The sequence below is a fragment of the Novosphingobium nitrogenifigens DSM 19370 genome (assembly GCF_000192575.1).
Classification (GTDB): Bacteria; Pseudomonadota; Alphaproteobacteria; order Sphingomonadales; family Sphingomonadaceae; genus Novosphingobium; species Novosphingobium nitrogenifigens.
On record NZ_GL876926.1, the window covers coordinates 867,150 to 892,126 of the forward strand.

Genomic DNA, 24,977 nt, shown 5'->3' on the forward strand with positions numbered 1-24,977 from the left:
AATGAGTGCATTTGGCCGAAAGACCGGTGTTGGTGGGGGAGCCGCGATGCGCCCCTCGTTCGGCGTCGCGCGTCCGATGAAGTCGGGCGACGGAGGCTCTCCCAAAGGCCCGATGCCCGGCAATGCCGCCCCCCTTCCCGGCAGTGATCCTACCGGCAGCGATGCTCTGGGCCAGCCCGCAAAGTCCGATACGCTCGCCCGTCTTGCCGATCGCGCCAATCAGGTCGTCGATAACCAGTATCACGCCGAGGGCTTCGAAGCCTCGGTGCACAAGATCAAGGAACAGGTGCTCCCGCACCTGCTTGAACGCGTCGATCCCGAAGCGGCCGCCACGCTGACCAAGGAGGAACTTTCCGAAGAGTTCCGCCCGATCATCATGGAAGTGCTGGCGGAACTGAAAGTCACCCTGAACCGGCGCGAGCAATTCGCGCTCGAAAAGGTGCTGATCGACGAATTGCTCGGCTTTGGCCCGCTTGAAGAACTGCTCAACGACCCCGACGTGTCGGACATCATGGTCAACGGGCCGGAACAGACCTACATCGAAAAAAAGGGCAAGCTTCAGCTCGCCCCGATCCGGTTCCGCGACGAAGCCCACCTGTTCCAGATCGCCCAGCGCATCGTCAATCAGGTCGGCCGCCGCGTCGACCAGACCACGCCGCTCGCCGACGCCCGTCTCAAAGACGGCAGCCGCGTCAACGTCATCGTGCCTCCGCTCAGCCTGCGCGGAACGGCCATCTCGATCCGCAAGTTCTCGGAAAAGCCGATCACGCTCGACATGCTGCGCGATTTCGGCTCGATGAGCGACAAGATGTGCACCGCGCTCAAGATCGCGGGTGCGTGCCGCATGAACATCGTCATTTCCGGCGGCACCGGTTCGGGCAAGACGACAATGCTCAACGCCATGTCAAAAATGATCGACCCGGGCGAACGCGTGCTGACGATCGAAGACGCGGCCGAACTGCGTCTGCAACAGCCGCACTGGCTGCCGCTGGAAACCCGGCCGCCGAACCTTGAAGGCCAGGGCGCAATCACCATTGGCGACCTCGTGAAGAACGCCCTGCGTATGCGACCCGACCGCATCATCCTGGGCGAAATTCGTGGCGCGGAATGTTTTGACCTCCTTGCCGCAATGAACACCGGTCACGACGGCTCGATGTGTACGCTCCACGCCAACAGCCCGCGCGAATGCCTTGGCCGTATGGAAAACATGATCCTGATGGGGGACATCAAGATCCCCAAGGAAGCTATCAGCCGCCAGATCGCCGAATCCGTCGACCTGATCGTTCAGGTCAAGCGCCTGCGCGACGGTTCGCGTCGGACGACCAACGTTACCGAAGTCATCGGGATGGAAGGCGACGTGATCGTGACCCAGGAACTGTTCCGCTTCGAATATCTCGACGAAAGCGAGGACGGCAAGATCATCGGCGAATTCCGTTCGTCCGGCCTGCGCCCCTATACGTTGGAAAAGGCACGGCAATTCGGGTTCGATCAGGCCTATCTGGAAGCCTGCCTCTGATGTGCCCCTGAACAAGGACGGATCGCGCCGCTTGATCGGCGGCGCGTTCGGCCTCAGGGCAAAGGGCGATGTCTTCCGCGCCGGACCATTTTCATCCCCACCAGACGCCCCAGCGCCCGATGTTCGCGCTGGGCTTGCGACTTTTGTCGGCGCTCGTCTTTTCGGTCGTCCTGCTGCTCGTCAAGTTGACCGGAGAGCGCGGGATCTGGCTGCCCGAAGCGCTTTTCTGGCGTCAGTTGATCCCAGCAACGCTGATCCTCGGCTGGCTTGCCTCGCGCGGAGACCTCGTTCGCCTGCGCACGGCCCGACCGCTCGTTCACGCACGACGCGCGGCGATCGGCACGCTGGGCATGGTGCTGACGCTTGGCGTGGTGCAATTGCTGCCGCTTGCCGAAGCGACCGTGCTGGCGTTCACATCGGCGATCTTCGCCGTGATCCTGTCAGTCGTGCTCTTGCGCGAAAAGGTCGGGATATGGCGCGTGAGCGCGGTTGCGCTCGGCATGATCGGGGTCATCATCATGACCGGCCCGTCACAGGGACATCTGCCCGTTTTCGGGGTCGCAGTCGGCATCGGCGCCGCTTTCATGGTCGCGCTGGTCTCGATCCAACTGCGCGAACTTGGACGCACCGAGGAACCGATCACGATCGTCTTCTATTTCTCGGCGATGAGCGCGCCGTTCCTGGCCATGGCGCTGCCCTTTACCGATCACCGCTATCAGGCGCCGTTTCACCACGACCTGATGGGCTGGCTGATGATCGGCGCGATCGGGGTTCTCGGCCTTGCGACGCAGATGCTGATGACCGCCGCGCTTCGCTATGGCCGCGTCGCCAGCGTCATCGTCATGGATTATGCCCAGTTCGGCTGGTCGACGCTCTGGGGTTGGCTGGTATTCGACCACCTGCCCCCGACGACCACATGGCTCGGTGCCCCGGCCATCATCGGCGCAGGGCTGATCATCGCATGGCGGGAACAAGTGCGGGCACGTCCGCAAACCGGGGACGAAACCGTTACGGCGTGACCGCCCCGCCTTCATCCCCCAAGAGACGAAGGCGGGACGGCCCGGACATTCAAGCTTCCTTCCAGACGAGCCGGGGCTTTCGAGCGGCCAGCGTTTCATCCAGTCGGCGACGCGGCGCATGGACCGGAGCCGCTTTCAGCGCCGGATCGCCGTCCTTTGCGCGTCGGGCAAGATCCCGCATCGCCGCGATAAACTGATCGAGCGCGGCCTTGCTTTCCGTCTCGGTCGGCTCGACCAGCATGGCCCCGTGGACGACGAGCGGGAAATAGACCGTCATCGGGTGGAACCCTTCGTCGATCAGCCCCTTGGCAAGGTCGAGCGTCGAAAAGCCCTCGGCAAAACCGGCATCGCTGAACAAGGCTTCGTGCATGCAGGCCCCGCTCTCCGCGAACGGCGCGTCGAGCACGTCCTTGAGCGATGCGAGCAGGTAATTGGCGTTGAGCACTGCATCGCCTGACACCTGCCGCAATCCATCCGCACCATGGGTCAGGATATAGGCAAGCGCACGAGTGAACATGCCCATCTGCCCATGGAACGCGCACATGCGGCCAAAGGCATCGGTCCGCTCGGCGGGATCCTCGATCAGACGCGGCTTGCCCGCTTCATCGCGTACGACCATGGGCAAAGGCGCGAAAGGCGCAAGCGCCTGCGACAGTACCACCGGTCCCGCACCCGGCCCGCCGCCGCCATGAGGCGTCGAAAAGGTCTTGTGCAGATTGATATGCATCGCATCGACGCCCAGATCGCCCGGGCGCACGCGTCCGACGACCGCATTGAAATTCGCGCCGTCGCAATAGACATAACCGCCCGCCGCATGAACGGCGTCGGCGATTGTCTTCATGTCGCGTTCGAACAATCCGCAGGTGTTGGGATTGGTGATCATCACCCCCGCGACATCATCGCCAAGCCGTTCGAGCAGAGCGGCAAGGTCGATACGCCCGTCCGGATTGGCCGGGATCGGCGCGACAGTGAAGCCGGCAAAAGCCGCCGTTGCCGGATTGGTGCCATGTGCGCTCTCGGGAACGAGAATGACTCGCCGCGCATCGGCTTCGCCACGCGCCTCGAGCGCCGCACGAATGGCGAGCAACCCGCACAGTTCGCCATGAGCGCCTGCCTTTGGCGTCATCGCCACCGACGCCATGCCGGTCAGCGCCACCAGCCAGTCGGCAAGCTGGGCGATCACTTCAAGAGCGCCTTCGACGGTCTGTTGCGGTTGCAGCGGATGAACGGACGCAAAACCCGGCATCCGCGCGACCTTTTCATTCAGGCGCGGATTGTGCTTCATCGTGCACGAACCAAGCGGAAACAGCCCAAGATCAATGGCATAGTTCTGCCGCGAAAGGCGCGTGTAATGCCGGACCGCTTCCGGTTCGGACAGACCGGGCAAGGCAACCGGGGTAGTCCGACGCGGCAGGGCATCGAGCATTTCCGCGCCATCGTCCTCGTCGAAATCGACACCGCATCCGTCAAGCGACCCGATTTCGAACAGCAAGGGTTCGTCCTGTTCGAGTGCACGATGGCCGGTCACCGTCGGGCGCCATGCACCCGGTTCGCTGCTGCCGGTCGAAGGACGCCAGCCCGAGGGATTGAGATCGTTCATGCCAGCACCTCTTCAAGCGCACTCGCCAGAGCCGCAATGTCGTCTTCCAGCGTGCACTCGCTCGTCGCGACGAGCAGGACATCACCGAGATCGGCGCGATCGGGGCAAAGCCGCGACAACGGCACCCCACCGAGCACACCCCGTTCCGCCAGGGCATCGACGACTTCGGCTGCGGGCCGGGGCAGGCGCACGGCAAATTCGTTGAACCACACGCGGTTGATGACTTCGACACCGGGGATCGCCGAAAGGCGTCGCGCAGTCGTGACGGCGCGGGCATGACTGGCCTGTGCCATCCGGCCAAGGCCGACACCACCGAGCAAAGTCATGTGAATGCTGAAAGCCAAGGCACAAAGACCTGAATTTGTGCAGATATTCGACGTTGCCTTTTCGCGCCGGATATGTTGTTCACGGGTCGATAGCGTCAGCACGAAACCGCGCCGACCTTCGGCATCGACGGTTTCGCCGCAAAGGCGTCCGGGCATCTGCCGCACGAATTTCTCGCGCGTGGCGAAAAGGCCCAGATAAGGCCCCCCGAACTGAAGGCCGACGCCGATCGACTGTCCCTCGCCCACGACAATATCCGCTCCCAGCGCGCCCGGGCTTTCGAGAAGGCCAAGGGCAACCGGTTCGGTCACGACCGCGATCAACAGGGCGCCTGCCGCATGAGCCGCTTCGGCAATCGCGGCAAGATCGGGAATGCGGCCGAAAAGATCCGGGTACTGCACGACAACGCACGAAACCGTGGCGTCGATCGCCGCGATGACGTCAGCGTCGTCGCTTTCGGCCTCGGCCCGAGGGGCAAGCACCACCAGATCATCGCCGGTGAAACGCGCCATCGTCGCACAAGTCTGCGCGTAATGCGGGTTGAGGCCGCCCGACAGAATCGCACGCCGTCGCCGGGTGATCCGCCCGGCCATCGCGATCCCTTCCCAACAGGCGGTCGATCCGTCGTAGAGCGAAGCATTGGCGACTTCGCATCCGAACAGACGCGCGACCTGAGTCTGGAACTCGAACAGGACCTGCAAGGTTCCCTGAGCGATTTCAGGCTGATAGGGGGTATAGGCGGTCAGGAATTCGCCGCGCTGGATCAGATGATCGACGCTTGCCGGGACATGGTGGCGATAGGCCCCCGCCCCTAGGAAGAACGGAACCTGATCGGCAGTCAGCGCACGCGCGGACAAGGCCGCCATGTGGCGTTCAACCGCGCGCTCGCTGGCATGAAACGGCAATCCGGGGATCGGCCCGGATTGCAAGGCATCGGTCGGAACGTCGGTGAACAAGGCGTCGACCGACGCCGCACCGATCGTCCCGAGCATGGCGGAGCGATCCGCCTGCGACAATGGCAGTGTGCGCATCAGAGCCCCGCGATGAAGTCCGTGTAGGCCGCCGCATCGAGCAGCTCGTCAAGCTCGACGGGATCGGCCAGATCCAGTTCCCACAGCCAGCCATCGGCTTCGGCCGAGGCATTGACGAGTTCGGGCGCTTCTTCCAGTGCGGCGTTCACGGCCGTCACGGTTCCCCCGGCGGGCGCATAGACGTCCGACGCCGCCTTGACCGAATCGATCACCGCCACGCTGTCACCGCGCGCCATCGTCGCGCCGACAGCAGGCAGGTCGACATAGGTGATGTCGCCGAGCTGGCTCTGCGCATAGTCGGTGATCCCGACACGAGCCTTGGGTCCGTCAACCTCGATCCATTCGTGGTCACGCGTGAAATAGCGGGGCATCAAGCAGCTCCTTTGCGGTGATAGCGGTGGGGAACAAAAGGCAGGGTCGTGACTGTGGCGGCCAGGCGGCGGCCGCGCAGATCGATGGAAAGAGGCGTGTCGAGCGCGGCATGGGCGGCATCGACGTAAGCCATGGCAATGGGGCGACCGAGGGTGGGCGCGAACCCGCCGGACGTGACCGTTCCGATCGGCGTGTCACCGGCCAGAACCACGGCGCCTTCCCGCGCGGCGAGACGTCCTTCGACAAGAAGGCCGACGCGCCGGCAGGCCGGCCCCTGCTCCAGCACAGCCGCGATCCGCCCATGACCGGGAAAGCCGCCTTGCTCTCGCCGACGGCGCGCGACGGCAAAGCCGAGCCCGGCCTCGACCGGCTCGATTTTCGACGTCAAATCATGGCCATAAAGGGGAAGCCCGGCTTCCAGACGCAGAGAATCCCGGGCGCCGAGGCCGATCGGATGAACTTCGTCATGCGCCGCAAGAACATCAACCAGTTCCGCAAGAATGGCATGCGGAACACTGATTTCAAACCCATCCTCCCCGGTATAACCCGAACGCGAGACGCCAAGAGAGGCTCCGTGCCACTCGAAGCGGCCCCACTCCATGAAGCCAAGCTGCCCCGGACCCGAAAGGCCGATTGCCTCGAGAACTTGCGCCGACGACGGACCTTGCAAGGCCAGCAGCGCGTGATCGGTGATGTGATGCAGGACGACCGAAGCGGGCAGATGCGCCCGGATGTGGGCGACGTCGGCCTCAACCATCGCGCCGTTGACCACCATGGCCAGCGCGTCGCCCGTGTTGGTCACGATGAGATCGTCGAGAATGCCGCCCTTGTCGTCGAGCAACAACGAATAGCGCATGCGCCCCGGCTTAAGCCCGCGAATGTCACCGGGAAGCAAGGCTTCGAGCGCCTCGGCGACGTCGTCTCCGGAAAAGACCAACTGCCCCATGTGCGACACGTCGAAAAGCCCGGCATGGGTGCGCGTCCACTGGTGTTCGGCCAGGATGCCTTCGTACTGCACCGGCATCGAATAACCGGCGAAGGGGACCATGCGCGCGCCTTGCGCCCGATGCCAGGCATCAAGCGGCAGGATCCGCAGGTCGGCGGCTGTATCGTTGGAATGACTCACTCGTATCGGCTCCGCGCAACTGTGGCGTCTGTTGGAGCCCCCTCTGTCGCGAAAACCTGAGAGTTTTCCCCACGCGCGCGATTCGACACCCGCGAAGTTACCCCTTCGGCGGCACCGGGCCGAAAGCCCGGTACACTTTCCAGAGCATCACTGTTGATCCACGCAGTCCCTGGTGCCTGAGAGTTTCCGGGGCGGTTGCTCCTTCGGCGTCCGTCGCCGCGATGGTTTGACCCATCGCGAATCGCAGGATCTCTCCCGCGCGATCAGTGACGCTTATGGTCGTGCATCATTTTGGTTATCCAAGTCAACTCTCAGCGGGCAAGTCTGTGGATATTCCCGCTGCCATGGACATGGCGGCCACGCCCGGATGCGCCGACCAGCGCCAGTATCGCCTCGGCAAGATCCCGGGCGGATGTCGAGCGATACCGGGCAAGTTTTCCATGCAGGAACAAGTCGAAAAAGGGGGCGAGCCCTTGCCCCAGACGCTCCATCCAACGCAGGGACCCATCCCGCCGTCCACGCAGGAGACCGGGGCGCAGAATATCGAGCCTCTGGAAGTGCATGGCATCGAGCGCCTGCTCCACCTCTCCCTTCACCGAAAGATAGAAATTGCGTGAAGTTGCGGAGGCACCAACCGAGGAAACAAGGATAACCTGACGGGCTCCTGCTTCTTTTGCAGCCTCCGCCAGCGTGACCACCAGATCGTGGTCGACCGCGCGAAAGGCATCGCGACTGCCGCCCACAGCTCGAATGGTCGTGCCCAGCGCGATGATCAGGACTGCCGGGCGAGCCTGGGCGATCGCCTTGGTCCACGCCGCCGGATCGGCAACCAGCACTTCCACCCGCGCGCCCTTGGGCAAGGGCACTTCACGCCGGGCCAGAGCAGAAAGACGAACTTGCGGATGACGTTCGGTTCCCGCGATCACCGCGCGGCCAACGAGGCCTGTCGCGCCGACCAGCAGGGCCGTTTCAGACATTGCGCAAACCTTCGGGAACCGTCCCGGTCACTTGCCCGTAGCTCTCGATGGCAAAACGATCCGTCATGCCCGCGATATAGTCGGCGATCGTGCGGCTGCGTCCCGGTTCCTCGTCCGGCAGACGGGTCCGCCATGCCTCGGGCAGCAAGCCGGGGTCGGCGGCATAGGCCGCGAACAAGGTCGCGATGACTTCGCGCGCGCGTTCGGCAGCGGCAACCTGTTCGGGATGGAGATAGAGCCGCGCGTACATGAATTTCTTGAGCGCGCGTTCCTCTGCCCGCATGGCGTCCGAAAATCCGCAAAGCGCGCGTCCGGCTGCCCGAACGTCTTCGACCGTTGCCGCGCCGCTGTCGGCAAGGCGATCTCGCGTCTCGGCCAGAACATCGTTGACCATGCGCCCGATCTGTCCGCGAACCAGCTCGCGCAACAGGCGTTCCCGCGGCGCGCCGGGGAAACGTCGTTCGATCGCGTACCACTGCTCGGCCAGCGACGGCAGTTCGAGCAAATGGTCGAGCGTCAGGAACCCCGCGCGCAACCCGTCGTCGATGTCGTGGTTGTCATAGGCGATATCGTCGGAAATCGCCGCTACCTGCGCTTCGAGCGAGGCGTGGCTGGCAAGGTCGAGCGGAAAGCACGCGTCGAGTTCGGCAAGGGCCCATGGCGCCTGCCGCACCGGTCCATTGTGCTTGGCGAGACCTTCAAGCATTTCCCAGGTCAGATTGAGCCCGTCGTGTTCGACATAGGGGCTTTCGAGCCGCATCAGCACGCGCAAGGTGTTGGCGTTGTGGTCGAACCCGCCGTGGGGGGCCAAAGCTTCTTGGAGGGCATCTTCCCCGGCATGGCCGAACGGCGGATGGCCAATGTCGTGGGCAAGGCACAGCGCCTCGGTCAAATCCTCGTCCAGCCCCAGCACGCGCGCGATCACGCGGCCGATCTGCGCGACCTCGAGACTGTGCGTCAGACGGACGCGATAATGATCGCCATCGGGCGCGACGAAGACCTGCGTCTTGTGGCGCAGGCGGCGAAAGGCAATCGAATGGATGATCCGGTCGCGATCACGCTGAAAATCGCTGCGTGGACCGCGCGCGATCGAACCTTCAAGGCCGAATTCGCGCCCGCGCGAGCGCGTCGGGTCCGAGGCGACAGGGCTTCTTTCAAACATGCGCGAAGGATTAGAAAGCGCAGGGCCGGTCGTCCAGCCCCGCGCCCCATCAAACATCAATGTGCCAAGGCCTTGACGATTTCCTCGACCATCTTTTTGGCGTCGGCCAGCAGCATCATGGTCTGGTCCATGTAGAACACATCGTTGTCGACCCCGGCATAGCCGACGCCGCCCATGCTGCGCTTGACGAAGAAGATCGTCTTGGCCTTGTCCACGTCGAAGACCGGCATCCCGAAAATCGGAGAGGACTTGTCGGTCTTGGCCGCCGGGTTGACGACGTCGTTGGCCCCGATGATGAACGCCACGTCGGCTTGCGCGAATTCGCCCTGAATGTCTTCGAGTTCAAAGACTTCGTCGTAAGGGACGTTGGCTTCGGCAAGCAGTACGTTCATGTGCCCCGGCATGCGCCCCGCGACCGGGTGGATGGCGTATTTCACATTGACGCCATGCGCCTTCAACTGGTCCGCCATCTCGCGCAGGACGTGCTGTGCCTGGCTGACTGCCATGCCGTAGCCGGGGATGATGATGACGTTTTCGGCTTCCTTCATGATGTAGGCCGCGTCTTCGGCGCTGCCGCGTTTCCACGGGCGTTGTTCGCGCACCGCGCCCCCGCCGCCCGCTGCCGCATCGGCGCCGAAGCCCCCCGCGATGACCGACAGGAACGAGCGGTTCATCGCCTTGCACATGATGTAGGACAGGATCGCGCCCGACGAGCCGACCAGCGCGCCGGTCACGATCATCGCGGTGTTGTGCAGCGTGAAGCCCATCGCCGCAGCCGCCCACCCCGAATAGGAATTGAGCATCGAGACGACGACCGGCATGTCCGCCCCACCGATCGGGATGATCAGCAGGAAACCGATCATGAAGGACAGCGCCGTGATCGCCGCGATCACCCACAATGCCTCATCCTGCGTGAAACAGCCGACGAGCCCGAGAATGAGCGCAAGAGTCCCGAGATTGAGCACGTGCCGTCCTGGCAGCAGGATCGCCGCCCCGCTCATTTTCCCGGCCAGTTTCAGGAAGGCGATGATCGATCCCGAAAACGTGATCGCGCCAATGGCAATGCCCAGCCCCATTTCGACCCGGCTGTGCGAGGCGATTTCCGCGCCTTCGAGAATGCCGAAGGCACCGGGATTGAGGTAAGCGGCCCACCCGACCAGAACGGCAGCAAGACCGACCAGCGAATGGAACGCCGCGACGAGCTGGGGCATGTCGGTCATCTGGATGCGACGGGCAATCACGAAGCCGATCCCGCCACCCAGCGCCAGTGCCGCCGCGATTTCGGGAAGGCTGGCAATGCCGTGAGTCACCAGCGTCGTTGCAACCGCCAGTGTCATCCCGATCATGCCGTAACGGTTGCCCGCACGGCTCGTCGCCGGGCTCGACAACCCGCGCAGGGCGAGAATGAACAGGACGCCCGCAATCAGATAGGCAAGCGCGGACCAGGCCGAAGAAGTCGAAGCGTCCATCACTTCTTCTCCTTCTTCTTGTACATGGCGAGCATGCGTGCCGTAACGGCGAAACCGCCGAAAATGTTGACGCTGGCAAGCACGACGGCCCCCAGCCCCAGCCATTTCGACACCGCCGATCCTTGCGCAGCCGACGCGATCAGCGCCCCCACCACGATGACCGAGGAAATCGCGTTCGTAACGGCCATCAGCGGCGTGTGTAACGCCGGAGTGACCGACCAGACGACGTAATAGCCCACGAAGCAGGCAAGGACGAAAATCGACAGGATGCTGACAAAGTCCATGGACCTTCCCCCCTTTCAGCCCAGCAGACGTTCATGCACCACCTTGCGCCCCTGGGTGAGGCGGATGGCATTGCCGATTTCCTCGTCAAGCAGGGGACGGCCTTTGTCCTTGTCCCAGAATGCCGCGAGGAAGTTGTAGAGATTGCGCGCAAACAGCGCCGATGCGTCGGCGGGCAACTGTGCCGGAGTGTTGGCGAACCCGACGATGCGGACCCCGTGACGCTCGACGATCTCGTCGGCGACCGAGCCTTCGACATTCCCGCCCTGCGCCACGGCAAGGTCATAGATGACGCTGCCGCGCTTCATCGTCGCGACCTGTTCGTCCGAAATGAGACGCGGCGCCGCCCGTCCAGGGATGAGCGCAGTAGTGATGACGATATCCTGCTTTGCCAGATGCCCCGAAACCAGTTCCGCCTGCGCTTTCTGGTATTCCGGGCTCATTTCCGTGGCGTAACCGCCCGCGCCTTCGCCTTCGATCCCCGCGACGTTCTCGACGAAGATCGGTTTGGCGCCGAGCGACAGGATCTGTTCCTTGGTCGCCGAACGGACGTCGGTCGCCGACACTTGCGCGCCCAGACGCCGCGCGGTCGCGATTGCCTGTAGCCCGGCAACGCCAACGCCCATGACGAAGACTTTGGCCGCGCTCACGGTTCCGGCTGCCGTCATCATCATCGGAAAAGCGCGGCCATAGAGATTGGCCGCCACCAGCACCGCCTTGTATCCCGAAAGATTGGACTGGCTCGACAGGATGTCCATCGACTGCGCCCGGGTGATGCGCGGCATGAATTCCATTGCCAGTGCCTCGAGACCGGCGGCAGCATAGGCCTCCACCCGGTCGCGGCGCGCAAAGGGATCGAGCCCCGCGACCACCCATGCCCCCGGGTTGACTCCGGCGAGAAGGTCTATTTCAGGCCCCTGAACGCCAAAGACGATATCCGCGCCACGCGCGACATCGCTGCTGGCGATACGGGCACCGGCCGCGATGTAATCGTCGTCGGTGACCATGGCAGCAAGACCGGCCCCGCTTTCGACAACGACGCCTGCGCCCAGCGCGACCAGCTTGCGCACCGTTTCTGGTGTCGCCGCGACGCGCGTTTCCCCGACCGCCCGCTCACGCAGGACGGCGATTTCTACCGAATGTGCCACGCGCGGCCTCAGTGGATCAGATAAATGACAAAGGCGACGATCGCCGCAATCACCGGCACTGCAATCTTGATCAGATTGACAAAGCCTTCATATGTCGCACGCGCGGCCCGTATGTCAGTGGCAGATGCCATGGTCATCCTCTCGCAAATTCCCGTAGCGGCATGCCTTTTCGCGCAAGTCCGCCTGCGTGCCTGTTGTACCTGCCTCCCCCCTTTCACTCAAGCCGGATCGTTCGCCGGAGGCTTAAGTCCGTCTTTACCGAGTTGGATTATTCATACCCGAGCACGCCAACTACCGGACAACGCATGCCTGACCCCGAAGATCGTCTGTTGATGCTCATCGATGACGAACCGGCACAAATCCGGCTCGTGACCGCGCTCGCCGCGCGGGAAGGATGGCGCACCATCGTCGCCCGCGACGCAGAGACTGCGATCGCGACGCTCGGCACGCGTCAAGGCATGCAACTGGGCGCGATCATCCTCGATCAATGGGTGCCCGGCGATGCGGCCTGCCACCTCATTTCCGAGCTCAAGGCGCGACGTCCCGCCCTGCCCATCCTGATGCTGACCACCAGCAATTCGCCGTTGCTTGCGGTCGAAGCCATGCGGGCCGGAGCGACCGACTACCTGATCAAGCCCGTCTCGCCCGATCGCATGATGCAGGCCCTGCGCGCCGCGACCACACCCGAGGCACAGCGGTCGGAGCTTCATCCGCTCACCGAAAAGCTCGAAGCGGCACTCGATTTCGATTCGATGATCGGCGCGGCGTCGTCGTTCCGTGCGGCCCTTGCCATCGCGGCCAAGGCGGCCCGTACCCATGCCCACGTCCTTATCGAAGGGGAAAGCGGGACCGGAAAGGAAATGCTGGTCCGGGCGATGCATGCTGCCAGCCCGCGCGCCAAGATGCCGCTGCGCATCGTCAATGCCGCCGGAATTCCGCCGAACCAGATCGAATCCGTCCTGTTCGGCCATGAAAAGGGCGCCTTTGCCGGTGCGTTCGAACGCCATGTCGGCGCCTTGCAGCACGCTGACGGCGGCACGCTGGTCATCGACGAGATCGACCGCCTGGCCCTGCCGGTTCAACGCCGCCTTGCACAATTCCTCGTCCGGGGAGACGTGCAGCCGATCGGCGCGCGCCATTCCTTCCGCCTCGACGTCCGGTTGATCGCGTGCAGCAATGCGCCGTTGCGCGATCTGGTCGATTCCGGGCTGGCCGATGCCGAGCTTTACGAAAGACTGTCGGGAACGCTCGTACGGCTGCCCTCCTTGCGCGAACGTGCCGGCGACATTCCGGCTCTCGCCCGCCATTTCCTCGCCCGTATCGGCGAACAGCCGGGCCTGCGTCCGCTCGGCATCACCGATAGCGCCCTGGCTCTGCTCGGAGCCTACGACTGGCCCGGCAACGTGCGCCAGTTGCAGGCGACCCTGTTTCGCGCGGCGGTCTTTTGCGACGGCGAAGCCCTGACGGCACAGGACTTTCCCAATCTCTCGACAATGGTGGGCGAAGCGCCCCGCCACAATGCGCCGATCAGCGATGGCGCGGGCGTCATGCTGTTCGGACCGGACGGCAACCTGCGCCCGCTCGAAGACATCGAGGCCGATGTCATCCGCCTTGCCATCGGCCATTACCGGGGGCGCATGACCGAAGTCGCGCGCCGCCTCGGCATCGGCCGATCGACGCTCTATCGCAAGCTGTCCGAACTCGGCATCGACAACGCCGCCTGAAACCCCGTTCGAAACCTCAGGCCGTCAATCGACAATCTGGCTGAAATCGGTCAGCGCCGCATCGCGTAAGCCGCGCCAGACCTGCAAGGCCTGCACCGTTTCGGGAACGTCGTGGACGCGGACCATGTGCGACCCCGCGTCCGCCGCCTTGAGCGCGAGCGTCAGCGAGCCCGGCATACGCTTGTGCGCTGCCACTTCGCCCGCCAGCGCACCGATCAGACGCTTGCGGCTCGCCGCGAACAGGATCGGCTGCCCCAAGGCGTGCAACAGCGGCATCGCATTGATGAGCGCCAGGTTTTCCGCCAGATTCTTGCCAAACCCGATGCCCGGATCGAGCAGGATCTTCTCCCGCGCGATCCCCGCCGCCAATGCCGCGTCGCGTCGTTCGCGCAAGGCATCGAAGACATCGAGCACGACATCGCGATAGACGCCGTCTGCGTGGAGATCGCCGTCATCCCCCGGCGCATGCATCAACACGACCGGAGCGCCGCTTTGCGCCACCAGTTCGACCGTGCGCGGATCATGTCGCATCGCCGAGACGTCGTTGACGATATGCCCGCCTGCACTCAACGCTGCACCAATGACGCTCGCGCGGCGGCTGTCGATGGAAATGGCGGCACCTGCTGTCGCAAGCCGCTCGATCACCGGAACGATGCGCCGCTCTTCGTCGCCTTCCCAGACCGCCGCGGCACCGGGACGGGTCGATTCCCCGCCGACGTCGATAAGCGCGGCGCCAGCCTCAAGCATGGCGTGACCGTGCTCGATCGCCGCGTCGGGCTTGTCGAGAAACTTGCCGCCATCCGAAAAACTGTCCGGCGTGACGTTGAGGATACCCATGACCAGTGGCTGATCGAACCGCAACACACGCGGCCCGCACGAAAGCGGGGCATGCGGGCGAGCCAGATCGCGCCATTGCGCCTGCGCCTCCATCGCGAGCGCGTCGGGCAAGGCAGCAATCGCGGCCGGAACCTCGCTGACGTCAAGCCGCTGCCGGGCAACGACCCGCCCGTCCTTGCGCCGGATCAGCGCGAAGCGACTGGCCCAGGCAAGGCTGCCGCCAAGGCGAACCGCATCGCCCGCTTCGCCCTGCGGGCTTTCGGCAAGGGCGATCGGGCGAAGATAGACGGTCTCGGTCATGGGGAAAACGCGATCAGTCCTCGGTCGCGAGCAGGTAAAGCTGACGCAGGGCGTCGATCTGCTTCACCTGACCTTCGTGCTCGATGTGCCAGAACGTCCAGCCATTGCACGAAGGCGCGCCCTGAAGCTTGGCGCCGATGCCGTGGATCGAACCGCTGTCATCGCCCGCCATGATCGAACCGTCGGCGCGGACCGTGACACAATAGCGCCCCTTGCGATCGCTGAGCACCGCACCGGGACGGATCCAGCCGCTTTCGACCAGCTGACCAAAGGCGACGCGCGGCTGCGACTTGCGGCTCTGCATCGTCTTGAGCGCGGTTTCATCGAGCGGCAGCGCCATTTCGATGCGCTCTTCGGCGACTTCAATATAGCCTTCTTCACGCTCGCAACCGATCCAGTGGCGTCCGAGACGCTTGGCTACCGCGCCGGTGGTGCCGGTGCCGAAGAAGGGATCGAGCACGACATCGCCCGGATTGGTCGTCGCCAGCATCACGCGATAGAGCAGCGATTCCGGCTTCTGCGTCGGATGAGCCTTGGCGCCGCGCTTGTTGCGCAGGCGTTCCTGGCCCGAGCAGATCGGCAGGACCCAGTCCGAGCGCATCTGCAGTTCATCGTTCAGCGTCTTCATCGCGCGATAGTTGAAGGTGTACTTCGACTTTTCGCTGCGCGAGGCCCAGATCAGGGTTTCGTGGGCATTGGTGAAACGGGTGCCCTTGAAATTGGGCATCGGGTTCGCCTTGCGCCAGACGATGTCGTTCAGGATCCAGAAGCCCATGTCCTGCAGGATCGCGCCGACACGGAAGATGTTGTGATAGCTGCCGATGACCCAGATCGAACCGTCGGGCTTGAGCAGGCGGCGCGCTTCGGCCAGCCATTCGCGCGTGAAAGCATCATAGGCGGCAAAGCTGTCGAACTTGTCCCAGTCGTTGGTCACCGCATCGACATGACTGCCGTCGGGACGGGCAAGATCGCCGCCAAGCTGGAGGTTGTAGGGCGGATCGGCAAAGATCATGTCGATCGACGCAGTGGGCAGCGCCCGCATCTGTTCGATGCAGTCGCCACGCAGGATCTGGTTCACCGGCAGCGAGGGATCGACCGCGGGCATTCCGACCTGCAGCGCCTTTGCCTTGCCAAGGCTGCGCTTGCGCGATTGGACCCGTTCTTTCACCACGACTGCCATGACCCGTATTCTCCTGTTCGATGACCCCTAGGTGAATCATCGCGACTCGCGCGTCAAGCTGCGACTCGTGGAGTCAGCACGAGTCGCACTGAATCAAAACAGGAACGGAATGAGTCCGGAAGGCATATCTTGAGTCATGCCGCCAAGCACGACTCAATATCTTGTGCCTCAAAGGCGTGGAAAAAATTCAGAGCAGCAACGCCTGCGCCACCGGCGCGAAGCTGCGCCTGTGGAAAACGCACGGTCCATGTTCGCGCAAGGCGGCCAGATGCTCGGGCGTGCCGTACCCGGCATTGCGCTCCCACCCGTACTGGGGCCACTTTTGCGCCGCATCGCGCATGATACGGTCGCGATGTTCCTTGGCCAGGATCGAAGCTGCCGAAATCGCCGCCTCGGTCGCATCGCCGCCGACAATGGCCCGTGCGGGCCAGACCCAGCCCGGATCGCGCCCCGCCGGGGTCTTGTTCCCGTCGATGAGGACCATCTCGACGACGCCTCCATCGCGATCCAGCAGGTCCGCGACGGCCAGCGTCATCGCCTTCATCGTCGCGGCAAAGATATTGATCCGGTCAATCTCGTCCGCCTCGACAACGCCAAGGCCCCAGCGGCAGGTCTCCTTGATCCCGACTTCCAGCCAAGCGCGCCGCCGGGCGGTCAGTTTCTTGGAATCAGCAAGGCCCTGTGGCGCTCCTGCGCCCAGAATGACGGCGGCTGCAACGACGGGACCGGCAAGCGGTCCTCGCCCGGCTTCATCGACACCGACGACAAGGCCGGATGACGACACCAAGGAGGATGGACAGGACATACCCCATGCCCCTATCGCGATGGGCCGTTCCATCGCAAGCAGACCTCATCCCATGCCGTTCGATCCCGCCCGCGTCGATTGCTGGATCTTTGATCTCGACAACACGCTCTATCCCGCCAGCGTGCAGCTCTTCGACCAGATCGACGTGCTGATGGGGCGCTTCATTGCCGAACTGCTCGGCTGCGACCTTGCCGAAGCCCGGCGGGTGCAGAAGATGTATTTCCACGACCACGGCACCACGCTCGCCGGTCTCATGCATTATCACGCGGTCGATCCGCGCGACTTCCTCTCCTATGTCCATGCCATCGACATGGGCGTTCTGAGCAAGGCCCCGCGCATTGCCGACAAGTTGCGCGCATTGCCCGGACAGCGGCTGATCTTCACCAATGCCGACGGCCCTTATGCCGAACGCGTGCTCGACGCTCTGGGCATCACCGACTGTTTCGACGGCATGTGGGACATCCATGCCATGGAATATCGCCCGAAACCGGAAATGAGTGCCTATACCAGCCTGGTCGAGCGGTTCGGCATCGATCCTGAACGAGCCGTCTTCGTCGAGGATTCGGCCCGCAACCTGTCCCCTGCCAAGGGACTTGGCATGCAGACGGTCTGGATCGACATGGCAACCGACTGGGGCGACCGCGCCAAGGACGATGCCGCGATCGATCTCGTGATCGATGACCTCGAACGCTGGCTCGACAGCGTGGCGGCCGAACTTGCCCGGCCTCGCCCACTGGGCTAGGCGCCCCAGCGAAACGATGAAATCTCGCCGGCCCGCGCCGGACCTTCCAAGCGGAGACACCCATCATGACTGACCAGCTTGCCGCCGCCATCGAAGCCGCCTGGGAAAACCGCGCCGACGTCACCCCTGCCAGCGCCGACGTGCGCGAAGTGGTCGACGCCGCGCTTGCCCTGCTCGACAGCGGCAAGGCCCGCGTTGCCGAAAAGGTCGACGGCGAATGGCGCGTCAACCAGTGGCTGAAGAAAGCCGTGCTGCTCTCGTTCCGCCTTCAGGACAATGTCGTGATCGACGGCGGTGCTGCGGGCGCTCCGGCGTTCGACAAGGTTCCCTCGAAGTTTGCCGGTTGGGACGATGCACGGTTCCGCGATGCCGGCTTCCGCGTCGTTCCCGGCGCCGTCGCACGCCGTGGCGCCCACATCGGCAAGGGCGTCGTGCTGATGCCGAGCTTCGTCAACATCGGCGCCTTCGTCGATGAAGGCACCATGGTCGACACCTGGGCGACGGTCGGGTCCTGCGCCCAGATCGGCAAGAACGTGCACATCTCGGGCGGCGCCGGCATCGGCGGCGTGCTCGAACCGCTGCAGGCAGGCCCGGTCATCATCGAAGACGGCGCTTTCATCGGTGCCCGCTCGGAAGTCGCCGAAGGCGTGATCGTGGGCGAAGGCGCGGTCCTGTCGATGGGCGTGTACCTCGGCGCATCGACCAAGATCGTCGACCGCACCACCGGCGAAGTCCACATCGGCAAGGTTCCGCCCTATGCCGTGGTCGTCCCCGGCGCGATGCCCGGCAAGCCCCTGCCCGACGGCACTCCTGGCCCCTCGCTCTATTGCGCGGTGATCGTGAAGACCGTCGATGCACAGACCCGCAGCAAGACCGGAATCAACGAACTGCTTCGCGACTGATCGGCAGAGAGGCAAGAGAGATAGTCCGGGCACCATGACCGATAGGGCACGCGCGCTGATCGATCGCCTGGGGCTCGAACCTCATCCCGAAGGCGGCTGGTATCGTCAGACATGGCGAGCCGCCGCCGCGCCGGGCAAGCGCCCTGCCGGAACGCTGATCCATTTCCTGCTCGAAGCGGGACAACGATCGCACTGGCATGCTGTCGATGCCGACGAAGTCTGGCTCTGGCACGACGGCGACCGCCTTGCCCTCTCGACATCCCAAACCGATACGGGGCCGGTCGTGACGACCATACTCGGGCCTGATCCCCTGTCGGGCGACGCGGTTCAGGCCGTCGTTCCCACCGGCCATTGGCAAGCGGCTGCCCCGATCACAGGATCGCACGGCTATGTCCTGGTATCCTGCGTCGTGGCGCCCGGATTCGATTTCGCGGGCTTTCGCCTCGCGCCACCCGACTGGTCGCCCGAATCCTGAGCCAAACGGCACGCATCGGGCCATCCCTGTGCCATTGACGCAGAGCTACTGACAGAAATGTCAGAAAGGCCTCACCCTTATCGCTCGATAAATTGTTATTTTTTCAATTATGTTGCATTTTACGCAACCTTTATCGCGCGATAAGCATTTGCGCCTTCGCACATGCAACATCATTCCCGTCCTCAGCAAGAAAACAGAGCCGAAATTGCCGGTCGAGCGTCACGAGCAGGCGCATCCGGGAACCTTTGAGGCCCTTCGAGGTATCAGGAGTGATTGCAATGTTCAGGAAGTCGCTTGTCGCCGCCGTGCTGGTCGCCACCGTTGCTCCGGCTGCCGCTTTCGCTGCCGGAGATACCGGTCAGTTCAAGAACCAGGGCGTCGACTACAACTACACGACCGAGGACAAGAACGGCGAAAAGATCGTGCGCGGCACTGCCTATGCCGGTCGCGTGCCGTTCGAACTGCACATCCGCAAGAAGACCGTCACCGGCACGTTCAACAACAAGCCGGTCGAATTCGACATTGCCGAAGCCAAGAAGATGGGCCTCGTCACCGGCAACTGAACCGTCGGGGCGAACACCCCAACAGGCTTATGAAAAAGGCCCTGCCGTCACGTGACGGCAGGGCCTTTTTTAATGATCGCAACGCAACGCCACAAGGCATTGTATATAAAATGAAATCCTAACCTCAGGCCGAAGCCCCACCGGCACCTGTCACCAACCGAAACGTCAGAGTTTGCGGATCGACACGAAAGTCTGGTTCACCAGCTGATAGGCGATCTCTCCGAACGTCACGGGACCGGCGACACCTCCGACCGCCTTGCCTTCGAGATGGCCGAACAGGAAATTGAGAATGCAGTTGCAGGACCAGAAGGCATCCTGCTGACCTGCGGAAATCCCTTCGGCGAGAGCCGAGACATAATCATAGAGCGGTTCGGCAAAGCGATACTCCACGCCGGGAAAGACCGGCGCATAGAGATGGACTTCACCGGTGTTCCGATCGACCTCGCGGATCGAGACGTTGATCGCCGCGCCGCCGTAATCGCCGACCAGGGGCACTTGTCCGCCGCCGAAGCCTTCCTCGACGCAATATTCGGCAAAAGGCATCGCGATGCCGTCGACCATGACCATGGTGTGGACGAAGCCCGGTTCGGAAAAGCTCAGCACTTCCCCCGAACCCGCCCGGAACGGATTGACGATTGCAGGCACTGCAAGAGCGCCCTCGCCCAGATCGACGTGAGCAACGACAACGCGGTTGGTGTGGCTCGTGCCGTTACGCCCGTCGAACACCAGCGCGGGACCGCCATCGGACAGAAGATACCCTGAAATCCAGCCAACCGTCGGCTTGATGAATGCCTGGGGATAGAACGGTGCATCGAGTGCGAAGCTGCCGTGACATTCCGATTCCGCCGGCATGATCGCCAGGGCAAACCCGGATTCAGGCGCATCGCCGCTAATGCGGTCAAGCTCGCCCGGTCCGAAACAGGCGACCGTAACAGAACCGAGCGCGGACAGGTTCGTTACGAACACGCGGTCATCCCCGACCACCGTTCCGCCTTCGACCGTCATGAAATAGGGTGTGGTACCCCCGATCCAGTTACCCGCAGGCAACGAGCGCAACGCCCGTGCCGTCCCGGCAAGGGAAAGCGAGAGCCCCGCCGTTATCAGCGCCGCCGCATCTTCGAGTTCGACAAGCGCATTGATGAGCGAGCCCGACAGGCCCGCTTCCACGAATTCACGCGAATTGGGCAATTTCATCGGACAGACCCCGTTCCCACTTGGCATAATAGGCATGGATTTCGAGCGCCTTCTGATCGACCGAGGCATTGCTCAGTTGCAGGCGCTTGATCATCATCTGGGTGCCGACATTGCTGGTGCGAATGCGCGACAATCCCCCGGTGGCCAGCTGCTTCCAGCATGGCGCCGAACTCGGCGGTACGGCCATTTCTGGCAGGCTCCTCTTTTTCTTATGAACAAGGGGAGCATTACGGGGCGCAAGTTAATGGGCGGGATGTCTGAACACCCCGGAAAACTACGAAGGTCCGCAGAGCGCAACGTAACCCATGACGGGGCGTTACGCGATGAACTCCGGAATCCCCGCCCCGCTCTCGATCGAGAGCAAGGGACGGGGAACAAGGGTTTTACTCGGCAGCCGGAATGTAAAGATCGCCTGCTTCGCGATACTTTTCGCTCATTTGCGCCATTCCCGCCTCGACATCCTCAGCCGCGAGGAAGTTTTCCGGCGCGCTGTTCTGCTTGGCGGCAAATTCGCGCACTTCCTGCGTGATCTTCATCGAACAGAACTTGGGACCGCACATCGAGCAGAAATGCGCGGTCTTGGCCCCTTCGGCCGGGAGCGTCTGGTCATGGTATTGCTCGGCCGTATCGGGATCGAGGCTGAGATTGAACTGATCGCGCCAACGGAATTCGAACCGGGCGCGGCTCAACGCATCGTCACGCAGCTTGGCGGCCGGATGCCCCTTGGCAAGATCGGCCGCGTGCGCTGCCAGTTTGTAGGTCACCACGCCGACCTTGACGTCATCGCGGTCGGGGAGACCCAAGTGCTCCTTGGGCGTCACGTAACAGAGCATCGCCGTGCCGAACCACCCGATCATGGCGGCGCCGATCCCGCTGGTGATATGGTCGTAACCGGGGGCAATATCGGTCACGAGGGGCCCGAGCGTATAGAACGGCGCTTCCCCGCACGAGGCGAGCTGCTTGTCCATGTTCTCCTTGACCTTGTGCATCGGCACATGGCCCGGACCTTCGATCATGACCTGCACGTCCTGTTCCCAGGCGCGCTTGGTCAGTTCGCCCAGCGTGTAGAGTTCGGCGAACTGCGCTTCGTCGTTGGCGTCCGCGATTGAACCGGGCCGCAGACCGTCGCCCAGCGAATAGGCGATGTCGTAGGCCTTCATGATCTCGGTGATTTCGTCGAAGTGTTCGTAGAGGAAGCTTTCCTTGTGGTGGGCAAGACACCACTTGGCCATGATCGATCCGCCACGGCTGACGATCCCCGTTACGCGACGGGCGCTCAAGGGGATGTAGGCGAGCCTCACGCCCGCGTGGATGGTGAAATAGTCCACCCCCTGCTCGGCCTGTTCGATCAACGTGTCGCGGAAAATCTCCCAGGTCAGCTCTTCGGCAATGCCGCCGACTTTCTCGAGCGCCTGATAGATCGGCACGGTCCCGATCGGAACCGGAGCGTTACGCAAGATCCATTCGCGGGTATCGTGAATGTTACGGCCCGTCGAAAGGTCCATGACCGTATCGGCGCCCCATCGGATCGCCCAGGCCATCTTGTCGACTTCGCTGGCGACGTCCGAGGCAACGGCCGAGTTGCCGATATTGGCGTTGATCTTGACCAGGAAATTGCGACCGATCGCCATCGGTTCGCTTTCCGGGTGATTGATGTTGCTGGGGATGATCGCCCGTCCGCGTGCGACTTCATCCCGCACGAATTCGGCCGTTACGGTATCGGGAATAGAGGCGCCCCAATCCTGTCCGTCACGGATCAGCGCTTCCTTCAACTGCTTGCGGCCCAGGTTTTCGCGAATCGCGACATATTCCATTTCGGGCGTGACAATGCCCTGCCGCGCATAGTGCATCTGCGTCACGTTACGGCCGGAGACCGCACGCAACGGACGCTTCACCGTATTGGGAAACGGCGGCACCCCGCCCGAACGATCCGGTCCGAGCTGGCCATTGTCCTCGGGCTTGATCGCGCGTCCGTCATACTGTTCGACATCGCCACGGCCCACGATCCAGTCGTGACGCAGCTTGGGTAACCCCGCCCCGATGTCGATCGTTACGGACGGGTCGGTATAGGCGCCCGACGTGTCGTAGACACGCAACGGCGGCTCGCCGGACGAGGGTTCGAGCGCGATTTCCCGCATGGCCACACGCACCCCGGGAAAGCGGGGGGATTCGACATGGATCTTGCGGCTGCCACGGATCGGACCGGTTGTTACGCCGATTTCCAGCTTGCTGTTGATGTCGGCCATGAGGCGCTCCTTCTGCGGCACGGAAGAAGGAGAAGAAGCGCGCATGGATTTGCCGCCGGCCCTCCCTCCGCCCGTGCTAACGGGTTCAGGTTCGACGGGTCGGGCCGCGTGACCGGCCCCTCTCAGCCAACACAGGCTCCCCGGGGTACGGCTCGATTCTTTAGGCCTGCCTTACGTCGAAGTCCAGACGGAGCGCGGACGACCGACGGTTTGTGACGTCACGGGAACCTGTTCCGGGCCGATCCCGGCACAGGTTCCAGCTACCGAAAGGCCGTTGAAACGCCTCTATTCCGCAGCTTCCCGCGAGGGCGTTACGGCACGATGGTCGTCGTAAAGAAACTCCGGCCCATCGAGATCGATCTGCGGAATTTCGAGCCGCTCGCGCCAGTAATCCTGGTTGTGACGCCATTCGGGCTTGTCCCCGCGCCGGGGCATGAGGTCGATTCCCCGCATCAGGTATCCGGGATTGAAATTGTCCGCCTCGATCCAGGGATAGAGCGCCATGCCTTCGTCCTCGGGGCGCAACGTAACCTCGATCTTCTGCGCGCCCAGTTCGTCCATGTGCCGCAACAGGTGGCACACGAAGTCTCCCAGCATATCCACCCGCAGCGTCCAGCTTGCCCGGAAATAGCCCATGACCCAGACGAGGTTGGGAACCCCGGTGAACATCATGCCGCGATAATTGATCGCCTCGTGCCAATCCACGCGGTGTCCATCGACGGTAAAGGGAATATCCCCCATGACCGACAGGCGAAACCCGGTGCAGGCCACGACCAGATCGGCTTCGATTTCCTCGCCCGAGACCGTGCGGACGCCCTTTTCAGTAAAGCGGTCGATGGTGTCCGTAACGACGCGGACATGTCCCGCAGCCGCGTGACGGAACAGGTCTCCGTCCGGACAAAACGCGAGCCGTTGTTGCCAAGGGCGATAGCGCGGGGTGAAATGAGGCTCGAACTGGAAATCCTCGCCCGCATAAGCGCGCACGAGTGCCTTCAGCTCCTCGAAGACGACATCGGGTTCCTCGACGCAGCGACGGTTCATCAGGTTCTGGTCATGCATGATCTGCGCCCGCACGACCCGGTGAACGGTCGGCTCGTCGATGCCGATCTGGCGCAGGCGATCGGCCAGTTCGTTCTGATTGGGGTGACAGAAGAAATAGGTCGGCGAACGCTGCAACATCGTTACGTTTGCCCCAGCCTCGCAAAAGGCCGGAACCACTGTCGCGGCCGTCGCACCCGAGCCGATGACCAGCACCCGCCTGCCCGCGACCGTTGTCGACGGGTCCCACTGCTGGGCGTGGACGAATTGCCCCTTGTAATCGGAAAGCCCTTTCCAATCAGGAATATAGGGATTTTCGTGATCGTAATAGCCCTGGCACATCCACAGGAACCGCGTGGTAAACTCGACCGTCTCGCCATCGCTTCCGCGCCGTGCCGTAACGGTCCAGAGATTGTCCTGCCCCGACCACGAACAGGCCGTGATCCGGTGCCCATACCGGATATGGGCGCCAATGCCGTTCTCTTCGATCACTTCGCCCATGTAGTGAAGGATTTCGGCCCCGCTCGCGATCGGCGCGCCCACCCATGGCTTGAAGCGATACCCGAACGTATAGAGATCGGAGTCCGAACGAACCCCCGGATAACGGTGCGTCACCCATGTCCCGCCGAACGTATCCTTGGCCTCAAGGATAACGTAACGCTTGTCGGGACACTGATCCTGCAAATGATAGGCCGATCCGATCCCGGAAATCCCGGCGCCAACGATCAGCACGTCGAAATGCTCTGCTGCCATGCCTTGTACCCCATCCTCTCCAACGCCGGGGCCGATATCGCCGGATTCCAAGGCAATCTCCGCCGTAACGTGACGAAACGGAGGTCAGGATCGACGATTCGAGGCCCGTTTTTTCTCAGGTTTTCTCCCGGCGAGATCAGGAAACGCCGATACATCCTGAAATGCAACTCAAATCCCGTCCCCTCTCGTCCA

At 63.2% G+C, this 24,977-nt stretch carries 24 protein-coding genes and 3 riboswitches; of the genes, 7 read left to right on the forward strand and 17 right to left on the reverse strand.

Annotated elements, in window-relative coordinates:
* Position 1 precedes the first annotated feature (1 nt).
* Both Y88_RS04220 and Y88_RS04225 read left to right on the forward strand, forming a co-directional pair.
* A complete protein-coding gene (locus Y88_RS04220) occupies positions 2-1,516 on the forward strand; it encodes a CpaF family protein (RefSeq protein ID WP_198133321.1) in 1,515 nt (504 codons plus the stop codon).
* A 68-nt stretch (positions 1,517-1,584) separates the two neighbouring features.
* Positions 1,585-2,535, forward strand: a complete 951-nt coding sequence (locus Y88_RS04225) for a DMT family transporter (protein ID WP_008066589.1) — start codon at positions 1,585-1,587, stop codon at positions 2,533-2,535.
* Positions 2,536-2,584: 49 nt separating this feature from the next.
* On the opposite strand, the gene gcvPB is transcribed toward Y88_RS04225, so the two are convergent.
* The 10 genes from gcvPB to Y88_RS18855 form a co-directional block, all read right to left on the reverse strand.
* Positions 2,585-4,135 (reverse strand): aminomethyl-transferring glycine dehydrogenase subunit GcvPB, encoded by a 1,551-nt coding sequence (gcvPB, locus tag Y88_RS04230; protein ID WP_008066590.1) that lies wholly within the window; start codon positions 4,133-4,135, stop codon positions 2,585-2,587.
* Positions 4,132-5,490, reverse strand: a complete 1,359-nt coding sequence (gene gcvPA / locus Y88_RS04235) for an aminomethyl-transferring glycine dehydrogenase subunit GcvPA (protein ID WP_018075383.1) — start codon at positions 5,488-5,490, stop codon at positions 4,132-4,134. The genes gcvPB and gcvPA overlap by 4 nt, the downstream gene beginning before the upstream one ends.
* A complete protein-coding gene (gene gcvH / locus Y88_RS04240; protein ID WP_008066593.1) occupies positions 5,490-5,861 on the reverse strand; it encodes a glycine cleavage system protein GcvH in 372 nt (123 codons plus the stop codon). Before gcvH ends, gcvPA begins: the two co-directional genes overlap by 1 nt.
* Positions 5,861-6,988: a glycine cleavage system aminomethyltransferase GcvT gene (gene gcvT, locus Y88_RS04245; RefSeq protein ID WP_008066595.1), complete on the reverse strand. Its 1,128-nt coding sequence runs from the start codon at positions 6,986-6,988 to the stop codon at positions 5,861-5,863. Before gcvT ends, gcvH begins: the two co-directional genes overlap by 1 nt.
* Positions 6,989-7,021: 33 nt before the next feature.
* Positions 7,022-7,141: riboswitch (glycine riboswitch) on the reverse strand.
* Positions 7,142-7,256: riboswitch (glycine riboswitch) on the reverse strand.
* Positions 7,257-7,299: 43 nt separating this feature from the next.
* The gene (locus tag Y88_RS04250; protein WP_008066596.1) at positions 7,300-7,965 is read right to left on the reverse strand and encodes an NAD(P)H-binding protein; all 666 of its coding nucleotides are present in this window, start codon (positions 7,963-7,965) and stop codon (positions 7,300-7,302) included.
* A complete protein-coding gene (locus Y88_RS04255; RefSeq protein WP_018075382.1) occupies positions 7,958-9,127 on the reverse strand; it encodes a deoxyguanosinetriphosphate triphosphohydrolase in 1,170 nt (389 codons plus the stop codon). Before Y88_RS04255 ends, Y88_RS04250 begins: the two co-directional genes overlap by 8 nt.
* A 56-nt stretch (positions 9,128-9,183) precedes the next feature.
* The gene (locus tag Y88_RS04260) at positions 9,184-10,596 is read right to left on the reverse strand and encodes an NAD(P)(+) transhydrogenase (Re/Si-specific) subunit beta (RefSeq protein ID WP_008066598.1); all 1,413 of its coding nucleotides are present in this window, start codon (positions 10,594-10,596) and stop codon (positions 9,184-9,186) included.
* Entirely contained in the window at positions 10,596-10,880 is a 285-nt protein-coding gene (locus Y88_RS04265; protein WP_008066599.1) for an NAD(P) transhydrogenase subunit alpha, read from the reverse strand. The genes Y88_RS04260 and Y88_RS04265 overlap by 1 nt, the downstream gene beginning before the upstream one ends.
* A 15-nt stretch (positions 10,881-10,895) precedes the next feature.
* The gene (locus Y88_RS04270; protein WP_008066600.1) at positions 10,896-12,026 is read right to left on the reverse strand and encodes an NAD(P) transhydrogenase subunit alpha; all 1,131 of its coding nucleotides are present in this window, start codon (positions 12,024-12,026) and stop codon (positions 10,896-10,898) included.
* 8 nt (positions 12,027-12,034) lie between these two features.
* Positions 12,035-12,163, reverse strand: a complete 129-nt coding sequence (locus tag Y88_RS18855; protein ID WP_008066601.1) for an aa3-type cytochrome c oxidase subunit IV — start codon at positions 12,161-12,163, stop codon at positions 12,035-12,037.
* A 168-nt stretch (positions 12,164-12,331) separates the two neighbouring features.
* Here Y88_RS18855 and Y88_RS04275 point away from each other — a divergent pair, with 168 nt between their 5' ends.
* Positions 12,332-13,750: a sigma-54-dependent transcriptional regulator gene (locus Y88_RS04275; protein ID WP_018075381.1), complete on the forward strand. Its 1,419-nt coding sequence runs from the start codon at positions 12,332-12,334 to the stop codon at positions 13,748-13,750.
* Positions 13,751-13,774: 24 nt separating this feature from the next.
* On the opposite strand, the gene folP is transcribed toward Y88_RS04275, so the two are convergent.
* The 3 genes from folP to Y88_RS04290 form a co-directional block, all read right to left on the reverse strand.
* A complete protein-coding gene (folP, locus tag Y88_RS04280; RefSeq protein ID WP_008066604.1) occupies positions 13,775-14,887 on the reverse strand; it encodes a dihydropteroate synthase in 1,113 nt (370 codons plus the stop codon).
* A 13-nt stretch (positions 14,888-14,900) separates the two neighbouring features.
* Positions 14,901-16,067 (reverse strand): site-specific DNA-methyltransferase, encoded by a 1,167-nt coding sequence (locus Y88_RS04285; protein ID WP_008066607.1) that lies wholly within the window; start codon positions 16,065-16,067, stop codon positions 14,901-14,903.
* Positions 16,068-16,254: 187 nt separating this feature from the next.
* Complete coding sequence (locus Y88_RS04290) at positions 16,255-16,872, reverse strand: ribonuclease HII (protein WP_050805609.1); 618 nt, start codon at positions 16,870-16,872, stop codon at positions 16,255-16,257.
* Between the two features lie 52 nt (positions 16,873-16,924).
* On the opposite strand from Y88_RS04290, the gene Y88_RS04295 reads away from it, so the two are divergent.
* The 4 genes from Y88_RS04295 (at position 16,925) to Y88_RS04310 (ending at position 19,554) form a co-directional block, all read left to right on the forward strand.
* Positions 16,925-17,614 carry a pyrimidine 5'-nucleotidase gene (locus Y88_RS04295; RefSeq protein ID WP_008066610.1) on the forward strand — a complete coding sequence of 230 codons (690 nt, stop codon included), beginning with the start codon at positions 16,925-16,927 and terminating at the stop codon, positions 17,612-17,614.
* Positions 17,615-17,679: 65 nt separating this feature from the next.
* On the forward strand, positions 17,680-18,516 hold the full coding sequence (gene dapD / locus Y88_RS04300; RefSeq protein WP_008066612.1) for a 2,3,4,5-tetrahydropyridine-2,6-dicarboxylate N-succinyltransferase: 837 nt from the start codon (positions 17,680-17,682) through the stop codon (positions 18,514-18,516).
* A 34-nt stretch (positions 18,517-18,550) separates the two neighbouring features.
* Positions 18,551-18,991 carry a cupin domain-containing protein gene (locus Y88_RS04305; RefSeq protein WP_008066613.1) on the forward strand — a complete coding sequence of 147 codons (441 nt, stop codon included), beginning with the start codon at positions 18,551-18,553 and terminating at the stop codon, positions 18,989-18,991.
* Between the two features lie 278 nt (positions 18,992-19,269).
* On the forward strand, positions 19,270-19,554 hold the full coding sequence (locus Y88_RS04310; RefSeq protein ID WP_008066614.1) for a hypothetical protein: 285 nt from the start codon (positions 19,270-19,272) through the stop codon (positions 19,552-19,554).
* 165 nt (positions 19,555-19,719) lie between these two features.
* On the opposite strand, the gene Y88_RS04315 is transcribed toward Y88_RS04310, so the two are convergent.
* The 4 genes from Y88_RS04315 to Y88_RS04330 form a co-directional block, all read right to left on the reverse strand.
* Entirely contained in the window at positions 19,720-20,748 is a 1,029-nt protein-coding gene (locus Y88_RS04315) for a DUF6976 family protein (RefSeq protein ID WP_008066616.1), read from the reverse strand.
* Positions 20,726-20,935 (reverse strand): hypothetical protein, encoded by a 210-nt coding sequence (locus tag Y88_RS04320; protein ID WP_018075379.1) that lies wholly within the window; start codon positions 20,933-20,935, stop codon positions 20,726-20,728. The genes Y88_RS04315 and Y88_RS04320 overlap by 23 nt, the downstream gene beginning before the upstream one ends.
* A 196-nt stretch (positions 20,936-21,131) precedes the next feature.
* Complete coding sequence (gene thiC / locus Y88_RS04325; RefSeq protein ID WP_008066618.1) at positions 21,132-22,994, reverse strand: phosphomethylpyrimidine synthase ThiC; 1,863 nt, start codon at positions 22,992-22,994, stop codon at positions 21,132-21,134.
* Between the two features lie 45 nt (positions 22,995-23,039).
* Positions 23,040-23,147, reverse strand: a riboswitch (TPP riboswitch).
* Between the two features lie 132 nt (positions 23,148-23,279).
* Entirely contained in the window at positions 23,280-24,785 is a 1,506-nt protein-coding gene (locus Y88_RS04330; RefSeq protein ID WP_008066619.1) for a flavin-containing monooxygenase, read from the reverse strand.
* Positions 24,786-24,977 lie beyond the last annotated feature (192 nt).

Bases quoted from the DNA above. Each gene is read 5' to 3' on its own strand.
- Y88_RS04305 (WP_008066613.1), top strand. From the start codon at position 18,551: ATGACCGATAGGGCACGCGCGCTGATCGATCGCCTGGGGCTCGAACCT.
- Y88_RS04260 (WP_008066598.1), bottom strand. From the start codon at position 10,596: ATGGACGCTTCGACTTCTTCGGCCTGGTCCGCGCTTGCCTATCTGATT.
- Y88_RS18855 (WP_008066601.1), bottom strand. From the start codon at position 12,163: ATGACCATGGCATCTGCCACTGACATACGGGCCGCGCGTGCGACATAT.
- Y88_RS04315 (WP_008066616.1), bottom strand. From the start codon at position 20,748: ATGAAATTGCCCAATTCGCGTGAATTCGTGGAAGCGGGCCTGTCGGGC.
- Y88_RS04275 (WP_018075381.1), top strand. From the start codon at position 12,332: ATGCCTGACCCCGAAGATCGTCTGTTGATGCTCATCGATGACGAACCG.
- folP (WP_008066604.1), bottom strand. From the start codon at position 14,887: ATGACCGAGACCGTCTATCTTCGCCCGATCGCCCTTGCCGAAAGCCCG.
- thiC (WP_008066618.1), bottom strand. From the start codon at position 22,994: ATGGCCGACATCAACAGCAAGCTGGAAATCGGCGTAACAACCGGTCCG.
- Y88_RS04330 (WP_008066619.1), bottom strand. From the start codon at position 24,785: ATGGCAGCAGAGCATTTCGACGTGCTGATCGTTGGCGCCGGGATTTCC.
- dapD (WP_008066612.1), top strand. From the start codon at position 17,680: ATGACTGACCAGCTTGCCGCCGCCATCGAAGCCGCCTGGGAAAACCGC.
- gcvH (WP_008066593.1), bottom strand. From the start codon at position 5,861: ATGCCCCGCTATTTCACGCGTGACCACGAATGGATCGAGGTTGACGGA.
- Y88_RS04295 (WP_008066610.1), top strand. From the start codon at position 16,925: ATGCCGTTCGATCCCGCCCGCGTCGATTGCTGGATCTTTGATCTCGAC.
- Y88_RS04220 (WP_198133321.1), top strand. From the start codon at position 2: ATGAGTGCATTTGGCCGAAAGACCGGTGTTGGTGGGGGAGCCGCGATG.
- gcvPB (WP_008066590.1), bottom strand. From the start codon at position 4,135: ATGAACGATCTCAATCCCTCGGGCTGGCGTCCTTCGACCGGCAGCAGC.
- Y88_RS04310 (WP_008066614.1), top strand. From the start codon at position 19,270: ATGTTCAGGAAGTCGCTTGTCGCCGCCGTGCTGGTCGCCACCGTTGCT.
- Y88_RS04285 (WP_008066607.1), bottom strand. From the start codon at position 16,067: ATGGCAGTCGTGGTGAAAGAACGGGTCCAATCGCGCAAGCGCAGCCTT.
- Y88_RS04225 (WP_008066589.1), top strand. From the start codon at position 1,585: ATGTCTTCCGCGCCGGACCATTTTCATCCCCACCAGACGCCCCAGCGC.
- Y88_RS04255 (WP_018075382.1), bottom strand. From the start codon at position 9,127: ATGTTTGAAAGAAGCCCTGTCGCCTCGGACCCGACGCGCTCGCGCGGG.
- Y88_RS04265 (WP_008066599.1), bottom strand. From the start codon at position 10,880: ATGGACTTTGTCAGCATCCTGTCGATTTTCGTCCTTGCCTGCTTCGTG.
- gcvPA (WP_018075383.1), bottom strand. From the start codon at position 5,490: ATGCGCACACTGCCATTGTCGCAGGCGGATCGCTCCGCCATGCTCGGG.
- Y88_RS04290 (WP_050805609.1), bottom strand. From the start codon at position 16,872: ATGTCCTGTCCATCCTCCTTGGTGTCGTCATCCGGCCTTGTCGTCGGT.
- Y88_RS04320 (WP_018075379.1), bottom strand. From the start codon at position 20,935: ATGGCCGTACCGCCGAGTTCGGCGCCATGCTGGAAGCAGCTGGCCACC.
- Y88_RS04250 (WP_008066596.1), bottom strand. From the start codon at position 7,965: ATGTCTGAAACGGCCCTGCTGGTCGGCGCGACAGGCCTCGTTGGCCGC.